We start from the raw sequence: 26,173 nt of genomic DNA on the forward strand, positions 1-26,173 counted from the left end.
CCGTCGGGTACCGTGATGACCATGGCAACTCGAACGTCCCCTGCCCCCCGCGGCCAGCAGCGCACCCGCAGCAAGGGCGCGACGGCAAAGGGCCCGACGACGACGGCCCGCGGGAAGACAGCCGCCGCGCGACCCGCCAGGGCGAGCGGCTCCCCGAAGGACCAGGGGCGCACGACTCCCGCGACGCGCCAGTCTGAGGCGACACCCGAGCCGCGGCAGGACGACCGTCCGGCCCTCCCCGTGCGGGTGATCCGTGCCACCTGGATGTCCCTGGCTCGCCTCACCGGTTCGGCAGTCCGCAAGTTCGGTCACGACGTGCATCCCGAGCGCGAACTGCGGCGGGACGGCTCGGGATTCTTCCTGCTCCTGCTCGCGCTGGCCGTCGCCGCCGTCGAGTGGTGGGCCCTGACCGGGATCATCGCCGACAGCGTCCACGCCGCCGCCGGGGGTACCTTCGGCTGGATGGCACTGCTCGTGCCGTTCATGCTGGGCATCGGCGCCGTCCGCCTCTTCCGCTACCCGGAGCGTCAGCGCGCCAACAACCGCATCGCCATCGGTGAGCTGTTCATCCTGTTCGCCGGATCCGGGATCGCGCACCTCGTGGGCGGACAGCCCACGCTCTCGGAGGGACTCGACGCCCTGTGGCGGGCCGGGGGAGTGGTCGGCTTCCTCGTGGCCGGCCCCCTCACCGCACTCCTGACCGCCTGGCCGGTGGGGATCCTGCTCTCCGTCGTCGTCTTCCTCGGTCTGCTCATCATCACGGCGACACCCTTCCGGCACATCCCGTCCCGGCTGCGGGCGCTGTACGAGCACCTCATGGGCCAGGACCTCGCGGACGCGCGTGGATCCGGCGACCACCCGGAGGATGCCGAGGAGCACGACCAGAGTTATCTCTACGCCGGCCACGGTTCCACGGCCACCCCCAAGCCCAAGCGGCGCAAGCGCCTGTTCGGCAAGGACCAGTCGGAGGACCGCCCGGCGGACGACGACGACACCGGCTTCGTGGGCGACGAGGCCTTCGAGCGGGCCGTCGTCGAGGACGAGGAGCGCCGCGCCCGCGAGAGCGGTGCCAGTGAGAGCGGTGCCGGTGAGGGCGGTGCCGCCGTGCCGCCGGGGGTGCGCCGTCCCACTAAGCAGGAGCGCGCCGCGGAGAATCTCAAGCGAGCGCAGGGGATCGGCGTCCCGGAGTCGCCGGACCACGCCCCTGCCGTTCCCGGCCGCCCGCCGCGGAACGCTCCGGAGGGCAGCACCGAGGCCATCGACATCGTCCCGGCGGCGAAGGCGCTGCTGGTCCCCTCGACCCCTGTCCAGCCGCAGGCGCCGCCGTCGCCGATCCCGCAGCGCACCGAGCAGTTGCAGCTCGCCGGCGACGTGGCCTACACGCTGCCGCCCTCGGACTACCTGCCTGCCGGGACCCCGCCGAAGGAACGCTCGGAGGCCAACGACGCCGTCGTCGCCGCCCTGACGCACACGCTGGACCAGTTCAACGTGGATGCCCGGGTAACCGGCTTCTCCCGCGGGCCGACCGTCACGCGCTACGAGATCGAGCTGGCGCCGGGCACCAAGGTGGAGCGGGTGACCGCGCTGTCGAAGAACATCTCCTACGCCGTCGCCAGTTCCGATGTGCGCATCCTCTCGCCCATCCCCGGAAAGTCCGCCATCGGGATCGAGATCCCGAACACCGATCGCGAGACGGTCTCGCTCGGCGACGTCCTGCGCTCGGGCAATGCCCGCAAGACGGACCATCCGATGGTGATGGGTGTCGGCAAGGACGTGGAGGGCGGCTTCGTCGTCGCGAACCTGGCCAAGATGCCCCACCTGCTCGTGGCCGGTGCCACCGGCGCGGGCAAGTCGTCCTTCGTGAACTCGATGATCACCTCCATCCTCATGCGCTCCACCCCCGACGAGGTACGCATGGTCATGGTGGATCCCAAGCGCGTCGAGCTGACGGCCTACGAGGGCGTGCCGCACCTGATCACGCCGATCATCACGAGTCCCAAGAAGGCCGCCGAGGCGCTCCAGTGGGTGGTCCGCGAGATGGACACGCGCTACGACGACCTGGCCAACTACGGGTACAAGCACATCGACGACTTCAACAAGGCGGTCCGCAACGGCAAGGTTGTCCCGCCGGAGGGTTCCAAGCGTGTGGTGCGGCCCTACCCCTATCTGCTGGTCATCGTGGACGAGCTCGCCGATCTGATGATGGTCGCCCCCCGCGACGTCGAGGACTCGATCGTGCGAATCACGCAGCTCGCCCGGGCCGCGGGGATCCACCTGGTCCTCGCGACGCAGCGACCCTCGGTGGATGTGGTCACAGGCCTGATCAAGGCGAACGTCCCCTCCCGCATGGCGTTCGCGACGTCGTCGGTCACCGATTCCCGTGTGGTGCTCGACCAGCCCGGCGCCGAGAAGCTGATCGGCCAGGGCGACGCCCTGTTCCTGCCGATGGGCGCCTCCAAGACCATCCGCGTACAGGGCGCCTGGGTCACAGAGTCCGAGATCCATCGCGTCGTGGAGCACGTCAAGGGCCAGTTGCAGGCCGTGTACCGCGAGGACGTCGCCGTGGAGGCGCCGAAGAAGCAGATCGACGACGACATCGGGGACGATCTCGACGTGCTGCTCCAGGCCACCGAGCTCGTGGTGACCACCCAGTTCGGCTCCACCTCGATGCTCCAGCGCAAGCTCCGGGTGGGATTCGCGAAAGCCGGCCGGCTCATGGACCTGCTGGAATCGCGCGGCGTCGTCGGACCCTCCGAGGGCTCGAAGGCGCGCGACGTGCTGGTCAAACCCGATGACCTCGCGCCGGTGCTGGCCGCCATGCGCGGCGACGATCCGCCCGCGCCGTCCGCTGCTCCCCGGGAGCCCGTCGATCTCGTGGCCGACGATCTTGCCTCCAGGACGCAGGCGGTGGAGTACTACGACGGCGCCGACAGCGGCGAGGGCGACGAGGGCTCCAGTGACGCCTGGAACCTGACCGGACGATAGGTGGGCATCATGAACAGTTCCCCGACCCCGGCGGTGCCGGTCCTGAACATCGCGAACGTCCTGACGGTCGTGCGGATCCTGCTGGTGCCCTTCTTCATCTGGTTCCTCCTGCTCGACGACGCGCGGGGCGAGCTGTTCCGTTGGCTCGCCGTCCTGACCTTCGCCGTGGCGATCTACACGGACAAGCTCGACGGCGACCTCGCCCGCAGCAGGGGGCTCATCACCGATTTCGGCAAGATCGCCGATCCGATCGCGGACAAGCTGCTCATCGGGTCGGCTCTCGTGCTGCTCTCGGTGCTCGGCGAGCTGTGGTGGTGGGTGACCATCGTGATCCTGGTCCGCGAGCTCGGCATCACGGTGCTGCGCTTCGCCGTAATCCGCTACGGCGTGATGCCGGCCTCGCGCGGGGGAAAGCTGAAGACCGTCGTGCAGACTGTCGCCATCCTCCTGTTCCTCCTTCCGCTGCAGTCACTGCTCGGTGACTGGGCGTGGTGGATCGCTGCCTTCGTGATGGCGGTGGCCGTCCTCATCACGGTCGTGACCGGCGTCGACTACATCGTGCAGGCGGCGCGGCTCCGGGCGGGAGCCCGCCGGTGAACGCCGGTGCCGCGTCCGGCGTCGGTACTGCAGTGGACGGGGCGACCGGCTTCGACATGGCCACGGCGTCCGGCATCGTGGCCGCGGCCGGACGACTCGGCCGCACCGTGGCCACCGCCGAGTCACTCACCGCGGGACTGATCGCCTCCACCCTCGCCGAGGTTCCCGGCGCCTCGACGGTGCTGCAGGGTGGGATCGTCGCGTACCAGCTCTCGGTCAAGCAGCATCTCCTGGGGGTCGACGCGGAGCTGCTCGCTCGCGCCGGCGCCGTCGACCCGCGCGTCGCTGCGGCGATGGCCGAGGGTGCACGGACCGCCCTGGACGCCGACATCGGTGTCTCCACCACCGGCGTGGCGGGGCCGTCCGCGCACGGTGGCAAGCCCGTGGGGACGGTCTTCACGGCCATCTCCTCCGCGACGGCCACAGCGACCTTCGAATACCACTTCCCCGGGGACCGGGCCGCGATCAGGCAGGCGGCGTGCAACGCCGTACTGACCGAACTGTTCGGCGTCCTGTCCAGGGGAACAAACGGCGAATCGGGTCGGTTATAGACATAGCTGCCTTGATAGGGTTGGCGCGACGGGCTCCGAAGACAGGGGTCGGTCATCACGGGCACTCGTCCACCAGCGGGCGGTGCCCCCTTCATGAGGGAGCAAGGCGATACAGATGGTAAAGCAGCCCGTATCCGTAAACGGCGTGGTCCGTTGGCGTGATGTGGGGTTGGCAGATGATGCCCAGCGCAAGCCCAAGGAGCGCAAGATGGTCGTCCTTCGCCATGAGATCGGCGATGTCCTCCGCGACGTCCGCCAGCGCCAGGGGCGAACCCTGCGCGAGGTGTCTCATAGTGCGAGGGTCTCCCTCGGATACCTCAGTGAGGTTGAGCGTGGCCAGAAGGAAGCATCCTCTGAACTCCTCTCATCGATCTGCAGCGCTCTCGAGGTTCCTCTTTCCTCGATGCTGCGGGAAGTCAGCGACCGCCTGGCAGAAGCAGAAGGCGTATCCATCCCCGACACCGTCCCGCAGGAGTTCGCGCGGGAGTTCGGGGACGACCTGACCGACGACTTCGGTCGGGGACTCGCGACGACGAACCGCTAGTCGCGACAGGAAAGGCCCGCCCCGCCCGGGGCGGGCCTTTCTGCTGTCCGCTACCAGCTGTCCTGGATGTACGTCTCGTTGAGCTGGGCGATCAGCGTGCCGAGGCAGGTGAGGTCCTGGACGTCCCAGTCCTCCATGAGCTCGTGGAACGCCTGCCTCCGCGCCGTCTGGGCGGCGGTGAGCTGCCGGTTCCCCGCATCGGTCAGGGAGATCGACTGGGCGCGCCCGTCCAGCGGGTCGGCCTCCTTCTGCACGAGCCCGAGCTGCTCGAGCATCGCGATCTGGCGGCTCACCGACGGCTTGCCCACCCCGACGCTCGCAGCGATGTCGGTCAGGCGCATGGACCCCTCCCGCTGGAGGATGACCAGGAGGCCGTAGGCCGCGGGCTCCATGTCGGGGTGGACCCGGCGCGCCACCTTGTAGGAGTTCGAGCGCGCGCGTCTCCACAGCATGCTCAGTTGCTGTTCCAGGGCCTCGACGGCGGCATCGGCGACGGCGTCGTCCCCGGGCGCGACGGCATGGCCGGGGTCAGGGGTGTTGAGCTTCGCGTCCATGGGGCAATTGTAGGGTCAGGGCGGCGTGGGAGCGCCTCCCGGCCGCGGCGAGGAGAACGGACGGAGCGGCGACGGGCGGCCGACGGCCCGGGAGGCGGTGCGCGTGGGAGGACCGGGCGGGCAGAATGGTCCCCGGAGTTCGATCGAGCGGCACCCTGGAACAACGACGGCAAGGATGATCGATGCGCGTGAGCGATTTCTGGCGACTGATGGACGACGAGTTCGGGGAGGCCTACTCGCGGACCCTCGCCCGCGAGCTGGTCGTGGACCGGCTGGGTGATCGGAGCGCCGCGGAGGCACTCGCGGCCGGTGCGGATCCGAAGACTGTCTGGCAGGCGATCTGTGCGGCCCAGGACGTCCCGCGGGAGCGCTGGCTCGGGCGGGACATCACGCCCCGGACCTGAGGCCCGGGGCGGTAGGACCACGCGGGACACTGCGCTGCGGACACGCTCGGGAGCGGGGCAAACAATCGAATATCTGTTCGTACCGCGCTAGACTGGTGACGGCGGTGGCGCTCTTGTGCACATGGACGCAGCCGCACCTCAAAGTGTCGGCGCGGGCTACTAGATTCCTGAGCAACGGATTCCGGACCGACACGGTCGGCATCGACGGTCCACACCCCCACGGTGCGGATCCCCACAGTCCAGCAGAATACGAACACAGGCCTCACGGCCATTAGCAACCGAGGTGAAGAATGGCCGCTCCAGACCGCGAGAAAGCCCTCGAAGCAGCTCTCGCCCAGATCGACAAGCAGTACGGCAAGGGTTCGGTCATGCGCCTGGGTGACGAGATCAGGGCGCCGATCGAGACCATCTCCACGAGTTCCATCGCGCTCGACGCCGCCCTGGGCATAGGAGGCCTTCCCCGGGGCAGGGTCGTCGAGATCTACGGACCGGAATCCTCCGGCAAGACCACCGTGGCCCTCCACGCCGTCGCCAGTGCGCAGCGCAACGGGGGGATCGCCGCCTTCATCGACGCCGAGCACGCCCTGGATCCCGAGTACGCCAAGCGCCTGGGTGTGGACACCGACGCCCTCCTCGTCTCCCAGCCGGACACCGGCGAGCAGGCGCTGGAGATCATGGACATGCTGATCGGCTCCGGGTCCATCGACATCGTGGTCATCGACTCCGTGGCCGCGCTGGTTCCTAGGGCCGAGATCGAGGGCGAGATGGGTGACAGCCACGTCGGTCTGCAGGCCCGGCTGATGAGCCAGGCCCTCCGGAAGATCACCGGCCGCCTGAGCCAGACCAAGACCACGGCCATCTTCATCAACCAGCTGCGCGAAAAGATCGGCGTGTTCTTCGGAAGCCCCGAGACCACCACGGGCGGTAAGGCGCTGAAGTTCTACGCATCGGTCCGTATCGATGTTCGCCGCATCGAGACGCTGAAGGAAGGTGTCAATCCGGTGGGCAACCGGACGCGTGCCAAGATCGTCAAGAACAAGATGGCCCCGCCCTTCAAGCAGGCGGAGTTCGACATCCTGTACGGTCACGGCATCTCCCGGGAGGGCGGCCTGATCGACGTGGGCGTGGAGAACGCCCTCGTCAAGAAGTCCGGCGCCTGGTTCACCTACGACGGCGACCAGCTGGGCCAGGGCAAGGAGAACGCCCGCAAGTTCCTCATCGACAACCCGGATCTGGCCGACGAGCTGGAGCAGAAGATCCGCGTGAAACTGGGCATCGGGGTGCAGCCGGAAGAAGAGGACACTCCCAAGCTCAAGGCCGTCAGCGGCGAGTAACCGATGCCGGCGGGCGCGGGATCGGAGCCGACCGACTGGGGAACCTCGTTCGGGATGTTCGGCAGGGACAGTTCCGCCGGGGACGCCGACCGGGCGGCAGCATCGGGGCCCGGGGCGGGCGGTGTGGATCGGGACGGTGATGATCGTCACGGTACGGACCGGGGCGGTGCTGAATCGGGACCGGGCAAGCCTCGCGGCATCCGGTCCGCCCGTCGTGGCGACCGCTCGCGGCAGGCAGCCGGTCGCTCGTCGTCGCTGGGGAAGCAGACGTCCGGACGGAGCGGGAAGTCCCAACGCGGCTCCCGCGGGCGGCCGGGGGCGGGGACACGCTCCTTTGCGGATCCGTTCGGTCCCGTCGTCGGCTCGTCGGCGGACGCACCGGACACCATCGCGGAAGATCCCGGCCTGTCCGGGTCGGGATCGGCGATTGCGTCCGGAACGGGACAGAGCGGTCCAGCGGACAGCACCGACACTGCAGCACGTCGGTCGGCCCGGCGACGCAGCACCCGTGATGATCGAGTGCGGACCACTGCCCCTGGCAGTGGCGGTGCAGACGGGCAGGGCGACACCGGGGTGGTTCGCACCTCCGACGAGTGGACCTCGCTGGGTCGCTCCGTCCTGCTGCGCCAGCTCGCCCTGGGCCCCCGGAGCCGCCATCAGCTCGAGCGGAAGCTCGCCGAACGCGAGGTGCCGCCCGCCGTCGTGTCCGCTCTCCTCGACAGATTCGAGGAAGTGCAGCTGATCGACGACGCCGAGTTCGCCATGATGTGGGTCCGCAGTCGCACCGCACTGAAGGCCCTGTCACGTGCCGCGCTGCGGCGCGAGCTGGCGGACAAGGGCATCGACCCCGAACTCGCCGAGGAGGCCCTGCTCCAGGTCACCGACGACGACGAGCGCGACCAGGCCCATGACATGGTGCGGCGCCGACTCCGCGGAAGCGCCGATCTCACGGATCGAGCCGGGCGGGATCGGGAGGTGCGCCGTCTGGTCGGTATGCTCGCCCGCAAGGGCTATAGTCCCGGCGCGGCGTTCTCCATCGTCAAGGACGTCGTGGCGGAGGCACAGGCGGCCGGGTGATCCCGTGGTCCGCGATTGCCGCCGTCGCCGTCCGCCGCCGTAGGCTTGGGCACGTGAGCATCACACTTCCCAGCCTCGACGCCCGGCAGCACACCGATGCGGACCCGGAACGGCGCACCTACGAGGTGCGCACCTACGGCTGCCAGATGAATGTGCACGATTCGGAACGCATCTCCGGGTTGCTCGAGGACGCCGGACTCGACCGGGCCGAGGGAACCGTGGCCGACGTGGTGGTCTTCAACACGTGCGCCGTGCGGGAGAACGCCGACAACAAGCTCTATGGGAACCTCGGGATGCTCAAGGCCGTCAAGGATGCCCGGCCGGACATGCAGATAGCCGTCGGCGGGTGCCTGGCGCAGAAGGATCGCGAGACGATCCTGCGGAGGGCGCCCTGGGTGGACGCGGTCTTCGGCACCCACAACATCGGGGCGCTGCCCGCTCTGCTCGAGCGCGCCCGGCACAATGCGGAGGCGCAGCTCGAGATCCTCGAGTCTCTCGACGTCTTTCCCTCGACCCTGCCCACGCGGCGCGAATCCGTCTACGCGGGCTGGGTCTCGATCTCCGTCGGCTGCAACAACACCTGCACGTTCTGCATCGTCCCGTCCCTGCGGGGCAAGGAGCGCGATCGACGTCCCGGGGAGATCCTCGCGGAGATCGAGGCGCTCGTGGCCGACGGCGCGGTGGAGGTCACGCTCCTGGGCCAGAACGTCAACTCCTACGGCAGCGAGTTCGGCGATCGCGGAGCCTTCGCCAAGCTGCTGCGTGCCTGCGGATCGATCGAGGGGCTCGAGCGCGTGCGCTTCACCAGCCCCCACCCGGCGGCCTTCACCGACGACGTCATCGACGCGATGGCCGAGACGCCGAACGTCTCCCCACAACTGCACATGCCCCTGCAGTCCGGCTCGGACCGCATCCTGAGGGCCATGCGACGGTCCTACCGGTCCACCCGCTTCCTCGGGATCCTGGAACGGGTCCGTGACCGGATGCCGCACGCCGCCATCTCCACCGACATCATCGTCGGCTTCCCGGGGGAGACCGAGGAGGACTTCCAGGCTACGCTGGACGTCGTCGAGCAGTCGCGTTTCGCCACCGCCTTCACGTTCCAGTACTCGAAGCGCCCCGGAACGCCCGCCGCGGATCTGCCGGACCAGCTGCCGAAGGCCGTGGTGCAGGAACGCTTCGAACGTCTCACCGCCCTGCAGGACAGGATCGCGGCAGAGGAGAACGCGGCGCAGGTAGGGCGAACGGTCGAGGTGCTCGTGACGGACCAGCAGGGCCGCAAGGACGACCGGACGCACCGGCTGACCGGTAGGGCCCAGGACCAGCGCCTCGTGCACTTCACGGTGCCCGAGGGTGCGTCCGTCCCACGCCCCGGGGACTTCGTGACGCTGCCGGTCACGGAGGCCGCGTCCTTCCACCTCATCTCGGACCCGCTCCCGTCGGAGTACGCGCTGCGGCGCTCCCGGGCCGGGGACGCCTGGGACAGGAGCCTCGCCGAGTCCTGCGGCGCCCCGACCCCCGGCACCACACCCTCCGGGTCGGTTCTGCTCGGGATGCCCTCCCTGCCCGCACGGTCCACAGCCCCTTGACCCTGCCGGTCATCGCGGTGGTGGGGCCCACGGGCTCCGGTAAATCGCAGCTCGGTGTCGCTCTCGCGCAGCGACTCGGCGGCGAGGTCATCAACGCCGACGCCCTCCAGTTCTACCGGGGAATGGACATCGGGACGGCCAAGCTCCCGGTCCACGAACGCGGCGGTGTGGAGCACCACCTGCTGGACGTGCTCGACCTCCGGGAGGAAGCCAGTGTGGCCGCGTACCAGGTGGACGCGCGGCACGCCGTCGATGCGGTGCGCGCCCGGGGACGGGTGCCCATCCTGATCGGCGGGTCGGGGCTCTACGTCCGGGCCGCGCTCGACCGGCTCGACTTCCCGCCCACGGATCCTGCAGTGCGGACCCGGCTCGAGGCCGATCTCGCGGCGCACGGAGCGCAGGTGCTCCGCGAGCGCCTCCGTGCCGTGGACCCGCTGTCGGCCGACCGCATCCAGGACGACCGGCGCCTCGTCCGGGCGCTGGAGGTCCACGAGATCAGCGGTCGTCCCTTCAGTGCGTTCATGCCCAGCCGCGAGTACCACCAGCCGGCCGTGCAGCTCGGGCTCGGCGTTGACCGCGGGATGCTGCGCGAGAGGCTCGCACTGCGGGTCCACACGATGGTCCGGCAAGGCCTGGCAGAGGAAGTCGAGCGGCTGGCCTCCCGCGGCCTGCGGGAGGGCCGCACCGCCTCCCGCGCCCTCGGTTACGGGCAGTTCCTGCAGGTGCTCGACGGCGTCCTCACCGAGACCGACGCGATAGCCGACACCATCGCGGCCACCCGACGCTTCGCCCGGCGCCAGCTGACCTGGTTCCGTGGCGACCCGCGCGTCACCTGGCTCGACGCGGAGTCCCCGGCCCTGGTGGACCGGGCCGTCGACCACCTCCGCGCGCACGGCGACCTATCCTAGAGGGGTGACCGATGACCCCGCAGCCCATGACACCGCCGCCACTGACGCCGCCGTCACTGACACCGCCGTCCCCCGAGCCGACCGGCAAACCCGTGGTCTGGCCTTCACCAAGGGCCATGGCACGGGCAACGACTTCATCCTCACCCTCGATCCGGAGGGCGTGGGCCGCACGGACGCCGCCTTCGTCGCCGGACTCTGCGACCGGCATCGCGGCATCGGGGCAGACGGTTTCATCAGGGCCGTCCGCTCGTCGTCGCTCCCCGAGGGCCAGGCACTCCTCCAGAGCGACCCGGAGGCCGAGTGGTTCATGGACTACCGGAACGGGGACGGCTCGGTGGCGCAGATGTGCGGGAACGGCGTTCGCGTCTTCGTGCACTTCCTCCTCGACCAGGGCACCGTGGAGCTGCAGGACGGCGGCGAGCTCGCGGTCGGCACGCGGAGCGGCGTCAAGCGCGTCACGCGCGCGGGGAACGGCTATGCGGTGGACATGGGCCCCTGGGAGTTCATTTTCCCCGACGCGGCCGTGGCGCGGGGCATGGATTCACTCGTGGAGATCGCCGGGCTCGAGGTGGACCGCCCGGCCCTGTCCGTGAGCATGGGCAATCCGCACACGGTCGTGGCACTGGCCGAACTCGCCGAACTGCGCGCGGCCGAGCTCCACCGGGCTCCCACCGTCCAGCCGCGACCGCCCGAGGGGACCAATGTGGAGGTGGTGGTACCGGCCGAGCCGCTCGTCGGCGACGACGGTGTGGGGCGGCTGACCATGCGCGTGCACGAGCGCGGGGTGGGGGAGACCCAGTCCTGTGGTTCGGGCGCGTGCGCGGCAGCGGTGGCGACCCGGTTCTGGGCCGGAACGGGTGCACCGGACCGCTGGCTCGTGGAGGTCCCCGGCGGAGTGGTGGGTGTGCGTTTCTTCCCCGGTCCGGACGGGCGGGAGCACGTGGAGCTCAGCGGCCCCGCGGAACTGGTCGCGGAGGGCACACTGCTCGCGGCGTACTGACGGGGAGCACCCGGGCCGCCCGGTCTACGGAGCCCGGTGGATCTCGAGGACGCGGAAGGACTTCGCGGTGTGTGCACGGCGCACGGCGAACTGCTCGGGGAGTGCCTCGCCGAGCCAGCGCTGCAGGGAGTCCGCACCGAGATTCTTCTGGACGACGAGCCAGGCCCGCCCGTCCGGGGCGAGGCGCGGCAGCCAGCGCAGCAGCAGGGCGTGCAGCTCCTGCTTGCCGATCCGGATCGGGGGGTTGGACCAGATGGTGTCGAACTCGAGGTCACCATCCACGGCGTCGGGTGTGGTCGCCACGACATGGTCCAGGCCCAGGCGCCGCGCGTTCTCCGTGGTCAGGGCCACGCACCGTTCGTTGACGTCGATCGCATGGACCGCGGCATCCCCTGAGGCCAGCGCCATGCTGAGTGCGAGCGGTCCCCACCCGCAGCCGATGTCCAGCAGATGCCTGCCGCTCGGTGCGGGAACGTGGTCGAGGAGGATCGCCGTCCCCTTGTCGATGCCGTCCGGGCTGAACAGGCCCGAGGCCGTCACGAGGTCGCGGCGCTCACCGGCCAGCACCACGGTCAGGGGCCGGCGCGTATCCGGTCCGGTGGGTTGCGCGCTGAAATAGTGCTGGGACTCCATGGGGGAAAGCCTAGTGGCCTCCCGGCAGGCATCCTGGGCCGGTCCGGTTCAGCGCTGGGAGAAGTGGCCGTACCGGGGTCGGTGGGCGGACGTACACTCTAATCACATCCAGCTAGGGAGACTATGACCGAGAACAACGCATCCTCCGACGCCGCCGACATGGGCCCGGACGAGATCCAGGCCGTCATCGACCGCATCCTCGACACCGACGGAGCCGTGGCGGCACGGACCCGGAGCGCGGCGACGAAGCCCGAGCGGCCCGCCGCACCCGAGGAGTCCACCTGGCGGTCCCGGGCCCTTGCGCTGTCCGGGGAGAACACGGCATCGGACGCCGACGGCGACCAGGAGGAGCTCTCGGAGCGCCGCGCCCTGCGGCGCGTGGCCGGACTCTCCACGGAACTCGAGGACGTCACGGAGGTCGAGTACCGGCAGCTGCGGCTCGAGCGGGTGGTGCTCGCGGGTCTTCGCAGCGAGGGCACCGCCCAGGACGCCGAGAACTCGTTGCAGGAGCTGGCGGCCCTCGCCGAGACGGCAGGGTCCGAGGTGCTCGACGGCATCGTGCAGCGTCGACTCAAGCCGGACCCGGCCACCTTCCTCGGTTCGGGCAAGGCCCAGGAACTGAAGGCGATCGTGCAGGCGACCGGCGCGGACACGGTGATCATCGACAGCGAGCTCTCCCCGTCGCAGCGGCGCGGACTGGAGGACATCGTCAAGGTCAAGGTCATCGACCGCACCGCGCTGATCCTCGACATCTTCGCCCAGCACGCCAAGAGCCGAGAGGGCAAGGCGCAGGTGGAGCTCGCGCAACTCGAGTACCTGCTGCCGCGGCTGCGTGGCTGGGGCGAATCGATGTCCCGGCAGGCCGGCGGCCAGGTGGGCAGCGCGAGTGCAGGCATGGGTTCGCGTGGACCGGGCGAGACGAAGATCGAACTCGACCGCCGGAAGATCCGCACGCGCATGGCCAAGCTGCGCCGGGAGATCTCCGGGATGAAGCCGGCGCGCGAGACCAAGCGGTCCAACCGCCGTCGGAACCAGGTGCCGTCCGTGGCTATCGCCGGCTACACCAACGCGGGGAAGTCGTCCCTGCTGAACCGGCTCACCGACGCGGGCGTCCTCGTGGAGAATGCCCTCTTCGCCACCCTGGACCCCACGGTGCGCCGGGCGGAGACCCCCGACGGCATCGGCTACACCCTGGCCGACACGGTCGGGTTCGTCCGGTCGCTCCCCACGCAGCTCATCGAGGCCTTCCGCTCCACCCTCGAGGAGGTGGCCGACGCCGATCTGATCCTGCACGTGGTCGACGCGTCACATCCTGACCCGGAGGGACAGATCAGGGCGGTCCGCTCGGTCCTGAGCGACGTGGACGCCCGGGCGGTCCCGGAGATCATCGTCCTGAACAAGGCCGACGCCGCGGATCCCTTCGTGGTCGAACGCCTCCGCCAGCGGGAGCCGCACTCCGTCGTCGTGTCCGCCCGCACCGGCGCCGGTCTGACCGAGCTCCGTGAGCTCATCAGCGCGGGCATCCCGCGTCCCGGTGTGAAGCTCGACCTGATGGTGCCGTACGACCACGGGGAGATCGTGAGCCGACTGCACGAGGAGGACGCGGAGATCCTCGGCCTGGAGCACGAGAGCGAGGGCACCCGGCTCGAAGTGATGGTCCGGGAGGGCCTGGCAGCGGAGTTGGAGCCGTATCTCCGGCATGAGTGAGCGCACGCGATCCGGCGCCGACGGGGCGCCGGAGTCCGCGCCCCGGTCGGCCCTGGCCCGGCAGTCCCTCGGCCTGCTCGATACCGCCGTCGCGGCGATGGACGGCCAGCCCCGCCCCGGGCAGCACGAGATGGTGCGACACGTCAGCGAGGCCATCGGAGCCCGCGAACACCTGCTCGTCCAGGCCGGGACCGGCACGGGGAAGTCCCTGGCCTATCTGGTCCCGCTGATCGCCCACGCCATGGGGAGCGGGCGCCCCTCGGTCGTCTCCACGGCAACCCTGGCACTGCAGGCGCAGATCATCACCCGGGACCTGCCCAGGCTCCTCGACGCCGTGGGCCCGGCCCTCGACCGCCCGGTGGACATCGCCCTGCTCAAGGGGCGCTCCAACTACGTGTGCCTGCACAAGACCGGAGGCGGTTTCCCGGAGGAGGATGCCCCCGGCACCCTCTTCAGCCTGCCGGACGCCGCACCGCACCCCGCGCCCGCGGAGACCACCGGAGCGCCGGGCTCGGCGCTCGGCGCGGAGGTGGTGCGGCTCCGGGACTGGGCCGAGGAATCGGCGACGGGCGACCGCGACGACCTCGTGCCCGGCGTGAGCGACCGCGCCTGGCGCCAGGTCTCCGTCTCGAGCATGGACTGCCTCGGCGCGGCCCGCTGTCCCGTGGCGCAGCAGTGCTTCAGCGAGAAGGCCCGCGCCGCCGCGGCGGAGGCCGACATCGTGGTCACCAACCACGCCATGCTCGCGATCAGTGCGTTCGAGGGCCTCGCCGTGCTGCCGGAGTACGACGTCGTCGTGATCGACGAGGCCCACGAACTCCATGACCGGGTGACCGGGGCAGTGTCCGGGCAGCTCTCGGCGGCGATGGTCAGTACTGCCGCGACGGCCATGCGGCGTCACGCCTCGATCACGACGGCGGCCCTGGAGGCCGCCGCTGAGGCCCTCGAGGCCGCGACCGGGACGATCGCCGCGGGCCTGCTGCCCGGAGGCCTCCCCGACGAGCTGGAGCAGGCCCTGGGACAGGTGCGCGACGCCGCGCGCGCTGCCCTCTCCGACTCGAAGACGGAGGGCAAGACCGAGGCGGACGCCGACGGCGGCAGGCAGGTTGCGCGCTCGCGCGTCACGGCCGTCTTCGAGCTCTCCGAACGCCTGCTCGCCGCCTCCGCCCTGGACGAGGTGGTGTGGGCGTCGCGGCCGAGCACCTTCTCTCCGGGGTCGGGCTTCGGCCAGCCGGAGGACGACTCACCGGCGCTGCTCAACGTGGCTCCGCTCTCCGTGGCCCAGCGGCTCCGCGAGGGATTGTTCGAGGACCACACGGTGATCCTGACCTCCGCGACGCTCGCCATCGGCTCCGAGTTCGGGCCGGTGGCAGGTTCACTGGGCCTCAACGGCCCCGGAGCACCGACCTGGAGCGGTGTGGATGTCGGCAGCCCGTTCGACTACCCGCGCCAGGGCGTCCTGTACGTGGCGAAGGACCTGCCGAAGCCCGAGCGCGGCACGTCCGACGCCCAGCTGGCGGAACTGCTCGTGCTCCTGCAGGCCTCCCGGGGAGGAGCGCTGGGCCTCTTCTCGTCCAAACGGGCTGCCGAGGAGGCTGCGGAAGCGCTGCGGCCCGAGGTCGACTTCGAGATCCTGTGCCAGGGTGACTCCTCGCTCAACGCCCTGGTGGGGAGATTCGCCAATGAACCGGACACCTGCCTTTTCGGCACGATGTCGCTCTGGCAGGGTGTCGACGTGCCGGGCTCGGCGTGCAGGCTGGTGACCATCGACCGCATCCCGTTCCCGCGGCCGGACGATCCGCTCATGACCGCCAGGACGAGGGCTGTTGCCCGCAATGGCGGGAACGGTTTCATGAGTGTCTCCGCGACCCATGCGGCGGTCCGCCTTGCCCAGGGCGCCGGCCGGCTCATCCGCGCCAACGGCGACCGCGGCGTCGTCGCCGTACTGGACAGCCGCCTCGCCACCGCCCGGTACGGCGGCTTCCTCCGCGCGGCCCTGCCGCCGTTCTGGGCGACCACCGACCGGGCCACAGCGACCGGCATCCTGGAGCGGCTCTCCGCCCGCTGATCGGCCCCGACGGATTCGTGTGGGACGGGCGCGTTCCGCACGCGCTCCTTCCGCACGGGCCCACGTCGAACGGGCAGTGTCAGAGGGCCCGCATGACGGAGACGACCTTGCCCATGATGCTCGCGTGGTCCCCGAGGATGGGTTCGTAGCGCGTGTTCTGCGGTAGCAGCCAGGTGTGGCCGTCGCGCTGCCGGAACGTCTTGACCGTGGCCTCCTCGTCGAGCAGCGCGGCGACGATATCGCCGTTCTGGGCGCTCTGCTGACGCCGGACCACAACCCAGTCGCCATCGCAGATGGCGGCGTCCACCATCGAGTCGCCCGAGACCCGGAGCATGAAGAGATCGCCGTGGCCCACCAGCTGTCGGGGCAGCGGCATGATGTCCTCCACCACCTGGTCGGCCAGGATCGGCCCACCGGCGGCGATGCGCCCCACGAGCGGGACGAGCGCGGTGTCCACGGCGATCTGGCGTTCCGCCGGCTTCCCCTCGGCGTCGTCCCCGTTCGTGCCGGAGCCCATCTCCGGCGCCAGGGTCAGCGGCAGGAGTACCTCCATGGCGCGCGGACGTTTCGGGTCACGCCGGAGGTACCCGAGGCGTTCGAGCTGCGAGAGCTGGTGGGTCACGCTGGACAGGCTCGCCAGCCCCACCGTGTCGCCGATCTCCCGCATCGAGGGAGGGTACCCGTTGTCGGCGATGGAGCGCTGGATCGTCTCGAGGATGGTCAGCTGGCGCGCCGAGAGTCCCTTCGAGGCAGAACGCCCACGGGGCCGTCCGCGCCCTGTGGTCAGGGGGATGGCAGCACCTGGGCCGTCCGCGCCGGATTCCTGCCGGTCCTCCGCGCTCCGTTCCGTCGGGATGGAGTCCGCCGGTGTGGTGTCCGCCACTGTGGTGCCTTTCGCCTGGGATCCTGCACCCTGATCCACGCTGTGGTCCGCCGTACCGTGCGTCCGACCGGGAGCCGGAATGTCGGTGGCGGGTGATTGTCTCGAAGAACGCCGACGGTCCGGTGACCGGACCCGGCCGCTGGACGGCGTCGTCGTCCTGTTCCCTTCACGGTAGGACAGACACCGATTAATTTCAAACATATGTTCGAGTGAGTCTCGACAGCGTGCCGGAGCAGGTGCTAGGAATGGACGTAGTAGAAATAGAACGCATGTTCGAACGTGGTTCGAGAAGTGCGTCGGACGGTCGAAGGGAAAGAGGACACACGATGGCTGAAGTACCCGTACTGCACGGAGTATCCGTACTGCACGGCAGCACAGCGCTGCGCGATGTGACCGCCCAGCACTACGCCGAGCGGCCGCTGACCCTCACCCGTCGCGGCCGGTTCCTGCTCGTCGGTCTGCCGCTCGCACTGGGCGTGGCCGCGCTGATCCTCCTCGGCGCCTTCCTCACCTCGGTGGCGCAGGCCGGAAGCGAGGAGCCGGAGGTGACGGAGACTGTCGAGGTGGCGGTGTCCTCGGGTGAGACGCTCTGGGGCCTCGCCGTGCAGTACGCACCCGAGCGCGATCCGCGTGACGTCGTCGCCGAGATGGTCGAACTGAACGAGCTGCGCAGCTCGGTGGTCCAGGCGGGGCAGCCCATCGCCATCCCCGTCGGATAGGTCCTTCCTGCGGGTCGAGGCTCTTGACCCTGCAGGAGCGCGCCACGTGCCGTCAGGGCCTCGTGGGCAGTGGGAGCTCCGGTTAGGGACCCGCGGTCGCATCGCTTAAACTCGGGAGGTGCCATCTTCTGCCGAGTCCCTAGCGAATCTGCCCCTGCGTGAGGATCTCGTCGGGCTCGCCCCGTACGGGGCTCCGCAGCTGGACGTCCCGATCCTGCTGAACGTGAACGAGAACACCCACGGTGTCCCGGAGGATGTCCACGCGGCGATAGTACAGGCCGTCGAGGACGCAAGCCGGGGTCTGCACCGGTACCCCGACCGGGAGTTCACGGAGCTGCGGAAGAATCTCGCCGCCTACCTGGGCCACGGGCTCACGGCGGATCAGCTGTGGGCGGGCAACGGATCCAACGAGGTGCTGCAACAGATCCTGCAGGCCTTCGGCGGTCCGGGCCGGACGGCGCTCGGGTTCCCTCCCACGTACTCCATGTACCCGCTCCTCTCGAGCGGGACCGGCACGCGCTACATCACCGCCGAGCGGGAGGGTGACTACGCGATGACGCCGGAGGGGACGGCGCGGGCCGTCCGCGACTCCGGGGCGAACATCGTCTTCCTGTGCTCGCCGAACAACCCGACCGGTACGGCACTCGATCTCGAGGTCATCGAGGCGGCCTATGCGGCGGGTGAGGACGCCCGGGCGATCATCATCGTCGACGAGGCGTACGGAGAATTCACCCAGGAGGGAACCGCGAGTGCCCTGTCCCTGCTGCCCGGTAGGCCCCGGCTCCTGGTGTCCCGCACCATGAGCAAGGCATTCGCACTGGCCGGCGCGCGGATCGGCTACCTCGCCGCTGCTCCCGAGGTCGCCGACGCCCTCAGACTGGTGCGGCTGCCCTATCATCTCTCGGCAATCACCCAGGCCACGGCGAACGCGGCCCTGACCCATGCGGCCACGCTGCTCTCCAATGTCGAGGCCATCAAGGTGCAGCGGGACAGGATCGTCCGGGAGCTCGGGCAGCTCGGTCTGACCCCGGCGCCGTCGGATGCCAACTTCGTATTCTTCTCCGGACTCGAGGATCCCCGGCTGGTCTGGGAGGGACTGCTCGAGGCCGGAGTCCTCATCCGTGACGTCGGGATCCCGGGCTCCCTGCGGGTCACCGCCGGGACCGAGCAGGAGACGACGGCGTTCCTCACGGCACTGAGGCGTATCCTCGGGCCTGCAGGAGGGTCGGCGCCGCAGACAGCGGGGTCATAGCCATCGGGGAGCAGGGTCCTCCGGGAGGTCGCCCAGAGGCTTCGGACCACCGCCGGTCGACCCTTGACAAGGCGATACACCACCCATCGAGCCGCGCCCGGACGATTCGAGGCGCACAGAAGGAATGCCATGACAGTTGATGATGCCCGCGGACGTACGGCACGCATCGAGCGGTCCACGAGCGAGTCCAGCGTGATCGTGGAGCTCGATCTGGACGGCACCGGAGAGTCCTCGATCAGCACCACCGTGCCGTTCTTCGATCACATGCTGACCGCCCTGTCCAAGCACTCCCTGATCGACCTGCGGATCGAGGCCTCGGGAGACACGCACATCGACGTCCACCACACGGTCGAGGACACCGCCATCGCCATCGGCGAGGCACTCCGGACGGCGCTGGGGACCAAGGCGGGTATCCGCCGCTTCGGCGAGGCGACGGTCCCGCTCGACGAGGCACTGGCCATGGCGGTCGTGGACATCTCCGGGCGTCCGTTCCTGGTTCACGGGGGGGAGCCCGCGGGACAGGAGTACCACCTGATCGGCGGGCACTTCACCGGATCGCTCACGCGGCACGTCCTGGAGGCCATCGCGCTGCACGCCCACATCTGCCTCCACGTCACGCTGATCGCCGGGCGGGACCCCCACCACATCGCCGAAGCCCAGTTCAAGGCCCTCGCCCGCGCCCTGCGGACGGCGGTCGAACCGGATCCGCGCGTGGAGGGCATCCCGTCCACGAAGGGAGCATTGTGAGCGCGCGGACCGTCACCGTGCTCGACTACGGCTCCGGCAACGTCCGGTCCGTGGTGCGGGCCCTCGAGCACGTCGGTGCCGAGGTAGTCCTGAGCGCGAAGCCCGACGACGTCCTGAACGCCGACGGGCTGCTGGTCCCCGGCGTGGGCGCCTTCGCGGCCGTCATGGACGGACTCAGGAGCGTCGATGCCCTACGCATGATCGGGCGCAGGGTCGCCGGCGGCCGGCCCGTGCTCGGCATCTGCGTGGGTCTGCAGATCCTGTTCGACGAGGGCGTGGAGCACGGCGTCCGGACGCCGGGCATGGGGGAATGGCCCGGGACGGTGGAGCGGCTCAAGGCCGACGTCGTCCCGCACATGGGCTGGAACACGGTGCAGCCTCCCGCCCGGAGCGTCCTGTTCGACGGGATCGCCGACGAGCGCTTCTACTTCGTCCACTCCTACGGCGTACAGGACTGGTCCTTCGACGTCACCCAGCCGGACATGAAGCCGCCCCAGGTCACCTGGGCCGACCACGGGGGCCCCTTCGTCGCCGCCGTCGAGAACGGACCCCTCAGCGCCACCCAGTTCCACCCGGAGAAGTCCGGCGACGCCGGTGCCCAGCTGCTGCGGAACTGGATCGGGGCGCTGTGACCCGGTGCTGAGCCTGATCCTGATGGGCGTCGCGGGCCTGCTCGTCGGGGGAGCCTTCTCCCTGCGGGGTCAGGACTTCCCGCGCTGGGTGTGGATCGCCTTCCTCGCCCTGGCCGGCCTCGCCCTCGTCGCCGCCTACCTGTTCACCCTCCCGGGCGATTAGCCCGATCCCCCCGCCGACCGACCGCACGAAAGCAGACCATGAGCCCCCTCACCGATTCCCCAGTCCTCGAACTCCTTCCCGCCGTCGACGTGGCCGACGGCCAGGCCGTGCGCCTCGTCCAGGGCGAGGCCGGCAGCGAGACCAGCTACGGCGATCCGCTCGACGCCGCCGAGGCCTGGCAGCGGGACGGGGCGCAGTGGGTGCACCTCGTGGATCTCGACGCCGCGTTCGGTCGCGGCTCCAACAAGGACCTGCTCGAGCGGGTGGTGAGGCACCTCGACATCAAGGTGGAGCTCTCCGGGGGTATCCGGGACGACGAGTCGCTCGAAGCGGCTCTGGAGCTCGGCGCCACACGCGTCAATCTCGGCACGGTGGCGCTGGAGAATCCGGAGTGGACCGAACGGGCGATCGCCCGCTACGGCGACGCGATCGCCGTCGGGCTCGATGTCCGCGGGACCACGCTGGCCGCCCGCGGCTGGACGCAGGAGGGCGGTGACCTGTGGGAGGTCCTCCAGCGACTCGAGGACGCCGGCTGCGCCCGGTACGTCGTCACGGACGTGACGAAGGACGGCACCCTGAAGGGACCGAACCTGGAGCTGCTGCAGGAGGTCCTCGCCCGCACCGCCCGCCCGGTGGTGGCCTCGGGCGGCATCTCGAGCCTGGACGACATCGCAGCGCTCCGCGAGCTCGTGCCCCAGGGTCTCGAGGGAGCTATTGTCGGCAAGGCGCTCTACGCCGGGGCCTTCACCCTCCCGCAGGCCCTGGACGTGGCAGGGCTGCCCGGCGCCGACGCGTGAAGCGCGAGCTGCCCGCCCACATCGCCGCAGCCCTCGGGGGGAACAGGGCGGACTCCGCTGGGCAGGCGTGGGCCGGCAGGGACCTTTCCGGCCCGGACAATCCCCTCCACGCCTTCGACGACGACGACGGCGCGGCCGACGCGGGACTGACCATAGCCCTGGAGAGCCTCCGCGTGCCGACCGATCAGCCCGGACCCGGTGAACGCGCCGTCTTCGGAGCACTCACCACCGCCCGGGTATTCATCCCGATCGTGGCGGAGGTGAGTGCTCACGCACGGACCGACGCCGGGCTGCAGGCCGACAAGGAGGCCGACATGTCCCTCGTGACCCTGTCGGCACCCGACGGGCGCAAGGCACTCCCGGTCTTCTCCTCCACCCCGGCGCTGCAGCGGTGGCATCCGGAGGCCCGGCCCGTGGCGGTCTACGCGGCGCGGGCAGCCCTCGCGGCGGCGTCGGAGAGCGCCGAACTGCTCGTGCTCGATCCGGGGGCCGCCCTGACCTTCGTCCTGAGGCGACCGGCCGTCTGGGCGCTGGCGCAGCAGCTCGCGTGGACGCCCTCCTACGAGGACGCCGGGTTGGCCGAGCTCATCGGGGCCACCGCGCAGACCCTGCCGGATGTCGTGTCGGTGGGAGTCCGGCCCGCCGCCGGCGTCGTGACAAGGACCGCCGACGGCAGCGTTGCCGGCGGTGGCGGGCCCGGCCCCGAGCTCCGCCTGGACCTGCGGCTCAGAGCCGGTCTGACCCCCGACGCCGTGCGCCACACCGTCTCGTCCCTCCGCGCGAAGCTCCTCGCCCTCCCGGACGTTGTGGAGCGCGTGGACTCGCTCGACATCAAACTCCTCCGCTGACGAATCCGTCGGCACAGAAAGACTGGCCGTGAACTTCGCCGTATACCGGGACCTGCTCAGCATCCGCGCCGTCAGGACCCTCCTGCTGGTCGGCATGATCGCCCGCTTCCCGCACTCCGCCGCGGGCGTGCTCCTCACGCTGCACGTGGTCCAGACCCTCGAGCGCGGGTACGCCGAGGCAGGTGCCGTCGCGGCGATCGTCACGATCGGCATCGCCGTCGGAGCGCCGTGGCGGGGTCGGCGCATCGATACCGTGGGCCTGCGCCGGGCGCTCATCCCCTCGATCGTCGCGGAAGCGCTCATCTGGTCGATCGCCCCGCACCTGCCGTACCGGTGGCTCCTGGTTGCCGCGCTGGTCGGCGGACTGTTCACGCTCCCGGCCTTCTCCGTGATCCGGCAGGCGCTGGGCGTACTCGTGGACGGTGACCGGCGGCGGACGGCGTTCACCCTCGACGCGATCTCCACCGAGGTCATCTTCATGGCAGGACCGGCCGTGGGCATCGTGCTGGCAACCCAGGTGTCCACGATTCTCGGCCTGACGCTGGTGGGCCTGGCCACAGCCTCCGCCGGGATCTTCCTCCTGTGGTTCAATCCGCCCACCCGCTCGGACCAGTTGCCCGACGCCGCCCTGCTGTCCGCCGCAGCGCCTGCCGATGTCATGGAAGCAGCCGCTGATCTCATCGGCCTGCCGACCGATCTGCCCCCGCTCCGGCCACGCGGTTCACTCCTGCGCCGCGGGGTCAGGAGGGCGCTGCCGTGGCTGACCGTACCGCTGGTCATGGTCATGGTGATCGCCGTGGGAGCCGGCCTCGTCCTCTCGGGGTCCGAGGTGGGCATGGTCGCCGCGCTCGAACTCTCGGGGGCCGAGGGCCGGCTCGGGATCGTCTTCGCCGCCTGGTGCGCCGCCTCCGTGGTGGGAGGGCTGATCTACGGCGCGCTGCACCGCCCCGTCCCGCCCGCGCTGCTCCTGCTGGGCATGGCGCTCCTGAGTCTTCCCCTGGGCCTCGCCGGCAGCACCCTGTCGCTGGCGCTGCTCTCCATCCCCGCGGGTCTGCTCGTGGCCCCGGTGCTCTCGGCCGCCTCGGAGAAGGTTGCCGATCTCGTGGCCGAGGACCGCAGGGGCGAGGCCATGGGATGGTACGGCTCCGCGCTGACCTCCGGGGTGGCGCTCGGTGCACCGGTGGCGGGAGTGCTCATCGACGCCGTCGATCCCTGGGCAGGTTTCACCGCCGTGGCCGCAGTGGCTGCCGCGATCGCCCTGATCGGTCTCGTGGTTCGTGACCGGGGGCAGCGGGCGGTCCCAGCCCGCTCGTCAGCCTGAGGCCGCCTCCCGGCCTGAGCCAGCGCCCCGGCCGGAGCTGGAGAGCAGGCCGCCGGGGAGCGAAAAGTCAGTTGACGGGGCCGGTGTACTTCTCTCCAGGGCCCTTCCCGGGCGGATCGGGGATGATCGACGCCTCGCGGAACGCCAGCTGCAACGACCTCAGGCCGTCGCGCAGCGGTCCGGCATGCTGGGAGCCGATCTCCGGTGCGGCCGCCGTCACGAAACCGGCCAGTGCGGTGATCAGCTTCCGCGCCTCGTCGAGATCCTTGAGCTGCTCGGCGTCGTCCTCCTGGGCCAGACCGCACTTCACCGCCGCCGCGCTCATCAGATGGACGGCCGAGGTGACGATCACCTCGACGGCTGCCACCTCGGAGATGTCCCGCATCTGCTGACGGACGCCCTGCTCCACGTCGTCCGCGGGGTCCGGGGTTCCTGCCGCCCGCTCCTGCTCCTCGGCGAAGCTGCGCCGTGATGCCTCCGGCCCATCGTCGTCGGGTGAGTGCTGCGGATTGTCGTGTGGCATGTTCATACTGGTAAGCTTGGCATAGACCAACCGGTCACGATTACTCGTCATGCTCCTGCGAGGGAGCAGCGAGGTGCCGGTCTGCAAGCGGAGACCTCTCCCACCCGCGTTTGCCTGGTGCAGCCCCACGGCCGCATTGCAGGCAGCCGGGTCACCTGGTCGGACCTGTTGATCGGTCAGGAGTGGGAACTCCTGACGACCACCCAGGACCGGATCTCGAGGCCTCCGATTGCGCATGCGATGGGAGGCCTTCTTTCGTCCGCACGCGGTGTCCGCTCGGAAATCCACAGGAGTCACACATTAGCGAGCCAAGAATCAACGATCGTATCCGCGTCCCCGAGGTGCGGCTGGTCGGGCCTGCCGGCGAACAGGTGGGCATCGTCCGTATCGAGGACGCTCTCCGCCTTGCCGCCGAATCCGATCTGGATCTGGTCGAGGTAGCTCCGCAGGCAAAGCCGCCGGTGGCGAAGCTCATGGATTTTGGCAAGTACAAGTACGAAGCGGCCGTCAAGGCCCGCGAGGCGCGGAAGAACCAGACCAACACGGTGCTGAAGGAGATCCGCTTCCGGCTCAAGATCGACACGCACGACTACGAGACGAAGCGTGGGCATGCCCTGCGCTTCCTCGGTGCCGGCGACAAGGTCAAGGCCATGATCCAATTCCGCGGACGCGAGCAGCAGCGGCCCGAGATGGGCATCCGCCTGCTGCAGAAGTTCGCCGAGGACGTCTCCGAGGTAGGGGTCATCGAGTCCACCCCGCGCATCGACGGCCGCAACATGGTCATGGTCATCGGACCCACCAAGAACAAGGCCGAGGCGAAGGCCGAGGCGCGGCGTGCAACGCAGCGGGCCGACGCGAAGGCTGCGAACGAAGCCGCCAAGACCGGCGGTGAGCCCCCCCGTGTCCAGACGTCCGGTTCGGGCAACGCTCCCATGACGCAGTCCCTGGCGGATCTGCTGCCCGAGGGCTACTCGATCACCTCGGAGCCGGAGGCGCCCGCGAAGGACGCTCCCGCAGAGGGAGCGGCGGCTGCCGGATCCACGGAGAACACCTCCACTGAGAACACCTCGACCGGGAACACCTCGACGGACACTGCGGCGACGACGTCGGAGACGACCACTACTGCCCCCGCACCTGCAGCGCAGGAGACTGCGACCAACGAGACCACCGCTCCTGCGGCACCGAAGGCAGCGCCGACCCGAGCGGCGTCGGCACCTCGGGCGGCAGCACCCAGGACGTCCGCACCCCGGACATCTGCACCCCGGACGTCTGCACCCCGCACAGCGGCTCCTCGGGCAGCAGCACCGCGGCCGGCGGCAGAACGCCCCGAGGCGAGCCGTCCGGCGGCGCCGCAGTCCGAGGCACCTGCCACGGGCGGCACAGGCGCAGCTCCCAAGCCCGCCGGGACCGGCAAGCCCAGGCCGATGCCGAAGCCAGGCGCGCCTAAGCCGTCGGCCACCCCGAAGCCGGCTGGACGGACCGCGCCTCCCAGGAGTCCGTCCGGCGGGTCGAAGCCCGAGAGCACGGACTAGGGCATCAGTCCTGGTCCGAGGGATCAGTCCACATACCAACCAGGCACCTATGGGTGCCGACGTCCGGGTGCATCCGCCCGGCTAGCAGAAGGAGATCGGTTCCCATGCCGAAGATGAAGACCCACAGCGGCGTCAAGAAGCGCATCAAGCTGACCGGCAGCGGCAAGCTCAAGCGCCAGCAGGCCAACCGCCGCCACTACCTCGAGCACAAGTCCTCGACCGTGAAGCGCCGGCTTGCCAGCGACCAGATCGTCTCGAAGGCCGACACCAAGGTCCTCAAGAAGATGCTCGGCATCTGACCACCCACCCACCTCTCGGGAAAGCGCCTGCGCGCACTGCGCAGCGCTGCGGCTGACGCCGTGACCGACAAGAATTGAAGGAGTACACACGTGGCACGTGTGAAGCGGGCAGTCAATGCCCACAAGAAGCGCCGGGTCGTCCTCGAGCGCGCCAAGGGCTACCGCGGGCAGCGTTCGCGCCTGTACCGCAAGGCCAAGGAGCAGCTGCTCCACTCGTTCGTCTACAGCTACGGCGACCGCCGCAAGCGCAAGGGTGACTTCCGTCGCCTGTGGATCCAGCGCATCAACGCCGCATCCCGCGCCAATGGCCTCACGTACAACCGCCTCATCCAGGGGCTGAAGGCCGCGGAGATCCAGGTTGACCGCCGTATGCTCGCCGATCTCGCCGTCACGGACGGTCCTGCCTTCGCAGCCCTGGTGGAGCTTGCCCGGACCGCCCTTCCGGCCGACACGTCGGCACCCGTCAAGGCTTCGGCCTAGGCGCAGCAGCTGTGGTCGGCCCATCG

General features: G+C 70.0%; 27 protein-coding genes. 23 read left to right on the forward strand and 4 right to left on the reverse strand.

Annotation, left to right across the window (positions count from 1 at the left end; all coding sequences use genetic code 11):
* Positions 1 to 21 precede the first annotated feature (21 nt).
* The 4 genes from FQ377_RS09035 (at position 22) to FQ377_RS09050 (ending at position 4,677) form a co-directional block, all read left to right on the forward strand.
* A complete protein-coding gene (locus FQ377_RS09035; protein WP_148600902.1) occupies positions 22 to 2,985 on the forward strand; it encodes an FtsK/SpoIIIE family DNA translocase in 2,964 nt (987 codons plus the stop codon).
* A gap of 9 nt (positions 2,986 to 2,994) precedes the next feature.
* Positions 2,995 to 3,582 carry a CDP-diacylglycerol--glycerol-3-phosphate 3-phosphatidyltransferase gene (gene pgsA / locus FQ377_RS09040; protein WP_148600903.1) on the forward strand — a complete coding sequence of 196 codons (588 nt, stop codon included), beginning with the start codon at positions 2,995 to 2,997 and terminating at the stop codon, positions 3,580 to 3,582.
* On the forward strand, positions 3,579 to 4,133 hold the full coding sequence (locus FQ377_RS09045) for a CinA family protein (protein ID WP_395858479.1): 555 nt from the start codon (positions 3,579 to 3,581) through the stop codon (positions 4,131 to 4,133). Before pgsA ends, FQ377_RS09045 begins: the two co-directional genes overlap by 4 nt.
* Before the next feature lie 115 nt (positions 4,134 to 4,248).
* The gene (locus FQ377_RS09050) at positions 4,249 to 4,677 is read left to right on the forward strand and encodes a helix-turn-helix domain-containing protein (RefSeq protein ID WP_148600904.1); all 429 of its coding nucleotides are present in this window, start codon (positions 4,249 to 4,251) and stop codon (positions 4,675 to 4,677) included.
* A gap of 50 nt (positions 4,678 to 4,727) precedes the next feature.
* On the opposite strand, the gene FQ377_RS09055 is transcribed toward FQ377_RS09050, so the two are convergent.
* A complete protein-coding gene (locus FQ377_RS09055) occupies positions 4,728 to 5,231 on the reverse strand; it encodes a MarR family winged helix-turn-helix transcriptional regulator (protein WP_148600905.1) in 504 nt (167 codons plus the stop codon).
* A gap of 182 nt (positions 5,232 to 5,413) precedes the next feature.
* On the opposite strand from FQ377_RS09055, the gene FQ377_RS09060 reads away from it, so the two are divergent.
* The 6 genes from FQ377_RS09060 to dapF all read left to right on the forward strand — a co-directional run bounded on the left by FQ377_RS09060 (position 5,414) and on the right by dapF (position 11,543).
* Complete coding sequence (locus FQ377_RS09060) at positions 5,414 to 5,635, forward strand: DUF3046 domain-containing protein (RefSeq protein ID WP_148600906.1); 222 nt, start codon at positions 5,414 to 5,416, stop codon at positions 5,633 to 5,635.
* Positions 5,636 to 5,925: 290 nt separating this feature from the next.
* Positions 5,926 to 6,969 carry a recombinase RecA gene (recA, locus tag FQ377_RS09065; protein WP_148600907.1) on the forward strand — a complete coding sequence of 348 codons (1,044 nt, stop codon included), beginning with the start codon at positions 5,926 to 5,928 and terminating at the stop codon, positions 6,967 to 6,969.
* A 573-nt stretch (positions 6,970 to 7,542) separates the two neighbouring features.
* On the forward strand, positions 7,543 to 8,046 hold the full coding sequence (locus tag FQ377_RS15135; protein ID WP_262364356.1) for a regulatory protein RecX: 504 nt from the start codon (positions 7,543 to 7,545) through the stop codon (positions 8,044 to 8,046).
* Positions 8,047 to 8,099: 53 nt separating this feature from the next.
* Positions 8,100 to 9,635 carry a tRNA (N6-isopentenyl adenosine(37)-C2)-methylthiotransferase MiaB gene (gene miaB, locus FQ377_RS09075; RefSeq protein WP_262364357.1) on the forward strand — a complete coding sequence of 512 codons (1,536 nt, stop codon included), beginning with the start codon at positions 8,100 to 8,102 and terminating at the stop codon, positions 9,633 to 9,635.
* Positions 9,632 to 10,543 carry a tRNA (adenosine(37)-N6)-dimethylallyltransferase MiaA gene (gene miaA / locus FQ377_RS09080; RefSeq protein WP_148600909.1) on the forward strand — a complete coding sequence of 304 codons (912 nt, stop codon included), beginning with the start codon at positions 9,632 to 9,634 and terminating at the stop codon, positions 10,541 to 10,543. Before miaB ends, miaA begins: the two co-directional genes overlap by 4 nt.
* A gap of 4 nt (positions 10,544 to 10,547) precedes the next feature.
* Positions 10,548 to 11,543: a diaminopimelate epimerase gene (gene dapF, locus FQ377_RS09085; protein WP_148600910.1), complete on the forward strand. Its 996-nt coding sequence runs from the start codon at positions 10,548 to 10,550 to the stop codon at positions 11,541 to 11,543.
* Positions 11,544 to 11,567: 24 nt separating this feature from the next.
* On the opposite strand, the gene FQ377_RS09090 is transcribed toward dapF, so the two are convergent.
* Complete coding sequence (locus tag FQ377_RS09090; RefSeq protein ID WP_148600911.1) at positions 11,568 to 12,176, reverse strand: class I SAM-dependent methyltransferase; 609 nt, start codon at positions 12,174 to 12,176, stop codon at positions 11,568 to 11,570.
* 123 nt (positions 12,177 to 12,299) lie between these two features.
* On the opposite strand from FQ377_RS09090, the gene hflX reads away from it, so the two are divergent.
* Entirely contained in the window at positions 12,300 to 13,883 is a 1,584-nt protein-coding gene (gene hflX, locus FQ377_RS09095; RefSeq protein ID WP_148600912.1) for a GTPase HflX, read from the forward strand.
* Entirely contained in the window at positions 13,876 to 15,951 is a 2,076-nt protein-coding gene (locus FQ377_RS09100) for an ATP-dependent DNA helicase (protein WP_148600913.1), read from the forward strand. The genes hflX and FQ377_RS09100 overlap by 8 nt, the downstream gene beginning before the upstream one ends.
* Positions 15,952 to 16,030: 79 nt before the next feature.
* On the opposite strand, the gene lexA is transcribed toward FQ377_RS09100, so the two are convergent.
* Positions 16,031 to 16,744: a transcriptional repressor LexA gene (gene lexA / locus FQ377_RS09105; protein WP_187393313.1), complete on the reverse strand. Its 714-nt coding sequence runs from the start codon at positions 16,742 to 16,744 to the stop codon at positions 16,031 to 16,033.
* 416 nt (positions 16,745 to 17,160) lie between these two features.
* On the opposite strand from lexA, the gene FQ377_RS09110 reads away from it, so the two are divergent.
* The 8 genes from FQ377_RS09110 to FQ377_RS09140 all read left to right on the forward strand — a co-directional run bounded on the left by FQ377_RS09110 (position 17,161) and on the right by FQ377_RS09140 (position 23,313).
* Positions 17,161 to 17,553: a LysM peptidoglycan-binding domain-containing protein gene (locus FQ377_RS09110; RefSeq protein ID WP_148600914.1), complete on the forward strand. Its 393-nt coding sequence runs from the start codon at positions 17,161 to 17,163 to the stop codon at positions 17,551 to 17,553.
* A 118-nt stretch (positions 17,554 to 17,671) separates the two neighbouring features.
* Entirely contained in the window at positions 17,672 to 18,805 is a 1,134-nt protein-coding gene (locus tag FQ377_RS09115) for a histidinol-phosphate transaminase (protein ID WP_148600915.1), read from the forward strand.
* A gap of 129 nt (positions 18,806 to 18,934) precedes the next feature.
* On the forward strand, positions 18,935 to 19,552 hold the full coding sequence (gene hisB / locus FQ377_RS09120) for an imidazoleglycerol-phosphate dehydratase HisB (RefSeq protein WP_148600916.1): 618 nt from the start codon (positions 18,935 to 18,937) through the stop codon (positions 19,550 to 19,552).
* Positions 19,549 to 20,184, forward strand: coding sequence for an imidazole glycerol phosphate synthase subunit HisH (hisH, locus tag FQ377_RS09125; RefSeq protein ID WP_148600917.1), 636 nt, complete (start codon positions 19,549 to 19,551; stop codon positions 20,182 to 20,184). Before hisB ends, hisH begins: the two co-directional genes overlap by 4 nt.
* A gap of 4 nt (positions 20,185 to 20,188) precedes the next feature.
* Positions 20,189 to 20,347 carry a hypothetical protein gene (locus FQ377_RS14835; protein ID WP_187393306.1) on the forward strand — a complete coding sequence of 53 codons (159 nt, stop codon included), beginning with the start codon at positions 20,189 to 20,191 and terminating at the stop codon, positions 20,345 to 20,347.
* Between the two features lie 38 nt (positions 20,348 to 20,385).
* A complete protein-coding gene (gene priA / locus FQ377_RS09130) occupies positions 20,386 to 21,144 on the forward strand; it encodes a bifunctional 1-(5-phosphoribosyl)-5-((5-phosphoribosylamino)methylideneamino)imidazole-4-carboxamide isomerase/phosphoribosylanthranilate isomerase PriA (RefSeq protein WP_148600918.1) in 759 nt (252 codons plus the stop codon).
* Entirely contained in the window at positions 21,141 to 21,992 is an 852-nt protein-coding gene (locus FQ377_RS09135; protein WP_148600919.1) for an SseB family protein, read from the forward strand. The genes priA and FQ377_RS09135 overlap by 4 nt, the downstream gene beginning before the upstream one ends.
* 28 nt (positions 21,993 to 22,020) lie before the next feature.
* On the forward strand, positions 22,021 to 23,313 hold the full coding sequence (locus FQ377_RS09140) for an MFS transporter (RefSeq protein ID WP_148600920.1): 1,293 nt from the start codon (positions 22,021 to 22,023) through the stop codon (positions 23,311 to 23,313).
* Positions 23,314 to 23,380: 67 nt separating this feature from the next.
* On the opposite strand, the gene FQ377_RS09145 is transcribed toward FQ377_RS09140, so the two are convergent.
* A complete protein-coding gene (locus tag FQ377_RS09145; protein ID WP_148600988.1) occupies positions 23,381 to 23,698 on the reverse strand; it encodes a DUF1844 domain-containing protein in 318 nt (105 codons plus the stop codon).
* A 479-nt stretch (positions 23,699 to 24,177) separates the two neighbouring features.
* Here FQ377_RS09145 and infC point away from each other — a divergent pair, with 479 nt between their 5' ends.
* From infC to rplT, 3 genes are all read left to right on the forward strand, one after another.
* Positions 24,178 to 25,368 carry a translation initiation factor IF-3 gene (infC, locus tag FQ377_RS09150; RefSeq protein ID WP_395858480.1) on the forward strand — a complete coding sequence of 397 codons (1,191 nt, stop codon included), beginning with the start codon at positions 24,178 to 24,180 and terminating at the stop codon, positions 25,366 to 25,368.
* 104 nt (positions 25,369 to 25,472) lie between these two features.
* Complete coding sequence (rpmI, locus tag FQ377_RS09155; protein ID WP_148600921.1) at positions 25,473 to 25,667, forward strand: 50S ribosomal protein L35; 195 nt, start codon at positions 25,473 to 25,475, stop codon at positions 25,665 to 25,667.
* A 90-nt stretch (positions 25,668 to 25,757) separates the two neighbouring features.
* Positions 25,758 to 26,147: a 50S ribosomal protein L20 gene (gene rplT / locus FQ377_RS09160; protein WP_148600922.1), complete on the forward strand. Its 390-nt coding sequence runs from the start codon at positions 25,758 to 25,760 to the stop codon at positions 26,145 to 26,147.
* Positions 26,148 to 26,173: the final 26 nt, after the last annotated feature.

This window comes from Arthrobacter echini (assembly GCF_008107445.1).
GTDB lineage: Bacteria > Actinomycetota > Actinomycetes > Actinomycetales > Micrococcaceae > Arthrobacter_D > Arthrobacter_D echini_A.

What these genes read in the sequence shown, in the direction of transcription:
- FQ377_RS09060 (WP_148600906.1), top strand. Translation starts at nt 5,414, where the DNA reads ATGCGCGTGAGCGATTTCTGGCGACTGATGGACGACGAGTTCGGGGAG.
- FQ377_RS09100 (WP_148600913.1), top strand. Translation starts at nt 13,876, where the DNA reads ATGAGTGAGCGCACGCGATCCGGCGCCGACGGGGCGCCGGAGTCCGCG.
- priA (WP_148600918.1), top strand. Translation starts at nt 20,386, where the DNA reads ATGAGCCCCCTCACCGATTCCCCAGTCCTCGAACTCCTTCCCGCCGTC.
- FQ377_RS09145 (WP_148600988.1), bottom strand. Translation starts at nt 23,698, where the DNA reads ATGCGGGACATCTCCGAGGTGGCAGCCGTCGAGGTGATCGTCACCTCG.
- FQ377_RS09055 (WP_148600905.1), bottom strand. Translation starts at nt 5,231, where the DNA reads ATGGACGCGAAGCTCAACACCCCTGACCCCGGCCATGCCGTCGCGCCC.
- FQ377_RS09090 (WP_148600911.1), bottom strand. Translation starts at nt 12,176, where the DNA reads ATGGAGTCCCAGCACTATTTCAGCGCGCAACCCACCGGACCGGATACG.
- hflX (WP_148600912.1), top strand. Translation starts at nt 12,300, where the DNA reads ATGACCGAGAACAACGCATCCTCCGACGCCGCCGACATGGGCCCGGAC.
- FQ377_RS09050 (WP_148600904.1), top strand. Translation starts at nt 4,249, where the DNA reads ATGGTAAAGCAGCCCGTATCCGTAAACGGCGTGGTCCGTTGGCGTGAT.
- rpmI (WP_148600921.1), top strand. Translation starts at nt 25,473, where the DNA reads ATGCCGAAGATGAAGACCCACAGCGGCGTCAAGAAGCGCATCAAGCTG.
- recA (WP_148600907.1), top strand. Translation starts at nt 5,926, where the DNA reads ATGGCCGCTCCAGACCGCGAGAAAGCCCTCGAAGCAGCTCTCGCCCAG.
- hisB (WP_148600916.1), top strand. Translation starts at nt 18,935, where the DNA reads ATGACAGTTGATGATGCCCGCGGACGTACGGCACGCATCGAGCGGTCC.
- FQ377_RS09035 (WP_148600902.1), top strand. Translation starts at nt 22, where the DNA reads ATGGCAACTCGAACGTCCCCTGCCCCCCGCGGCCAGCAGCGCACCCGC.
- pgsA (WP_148600903.1), top strand. Translation starts at nt 2,995, where the DNA reads ATGAACAGTTCCCCGACCCCGGCGGTGCCGGTCCTGAACATCGCGAAC.
- FQ377_RS09110 (WP_148600914.1), top strand. Translation starts at nt 17,161, where the DNA reads ATGGCTGAAGTACCCGTACTGCACGGAGTATCCGTACTGCACGGCAGC.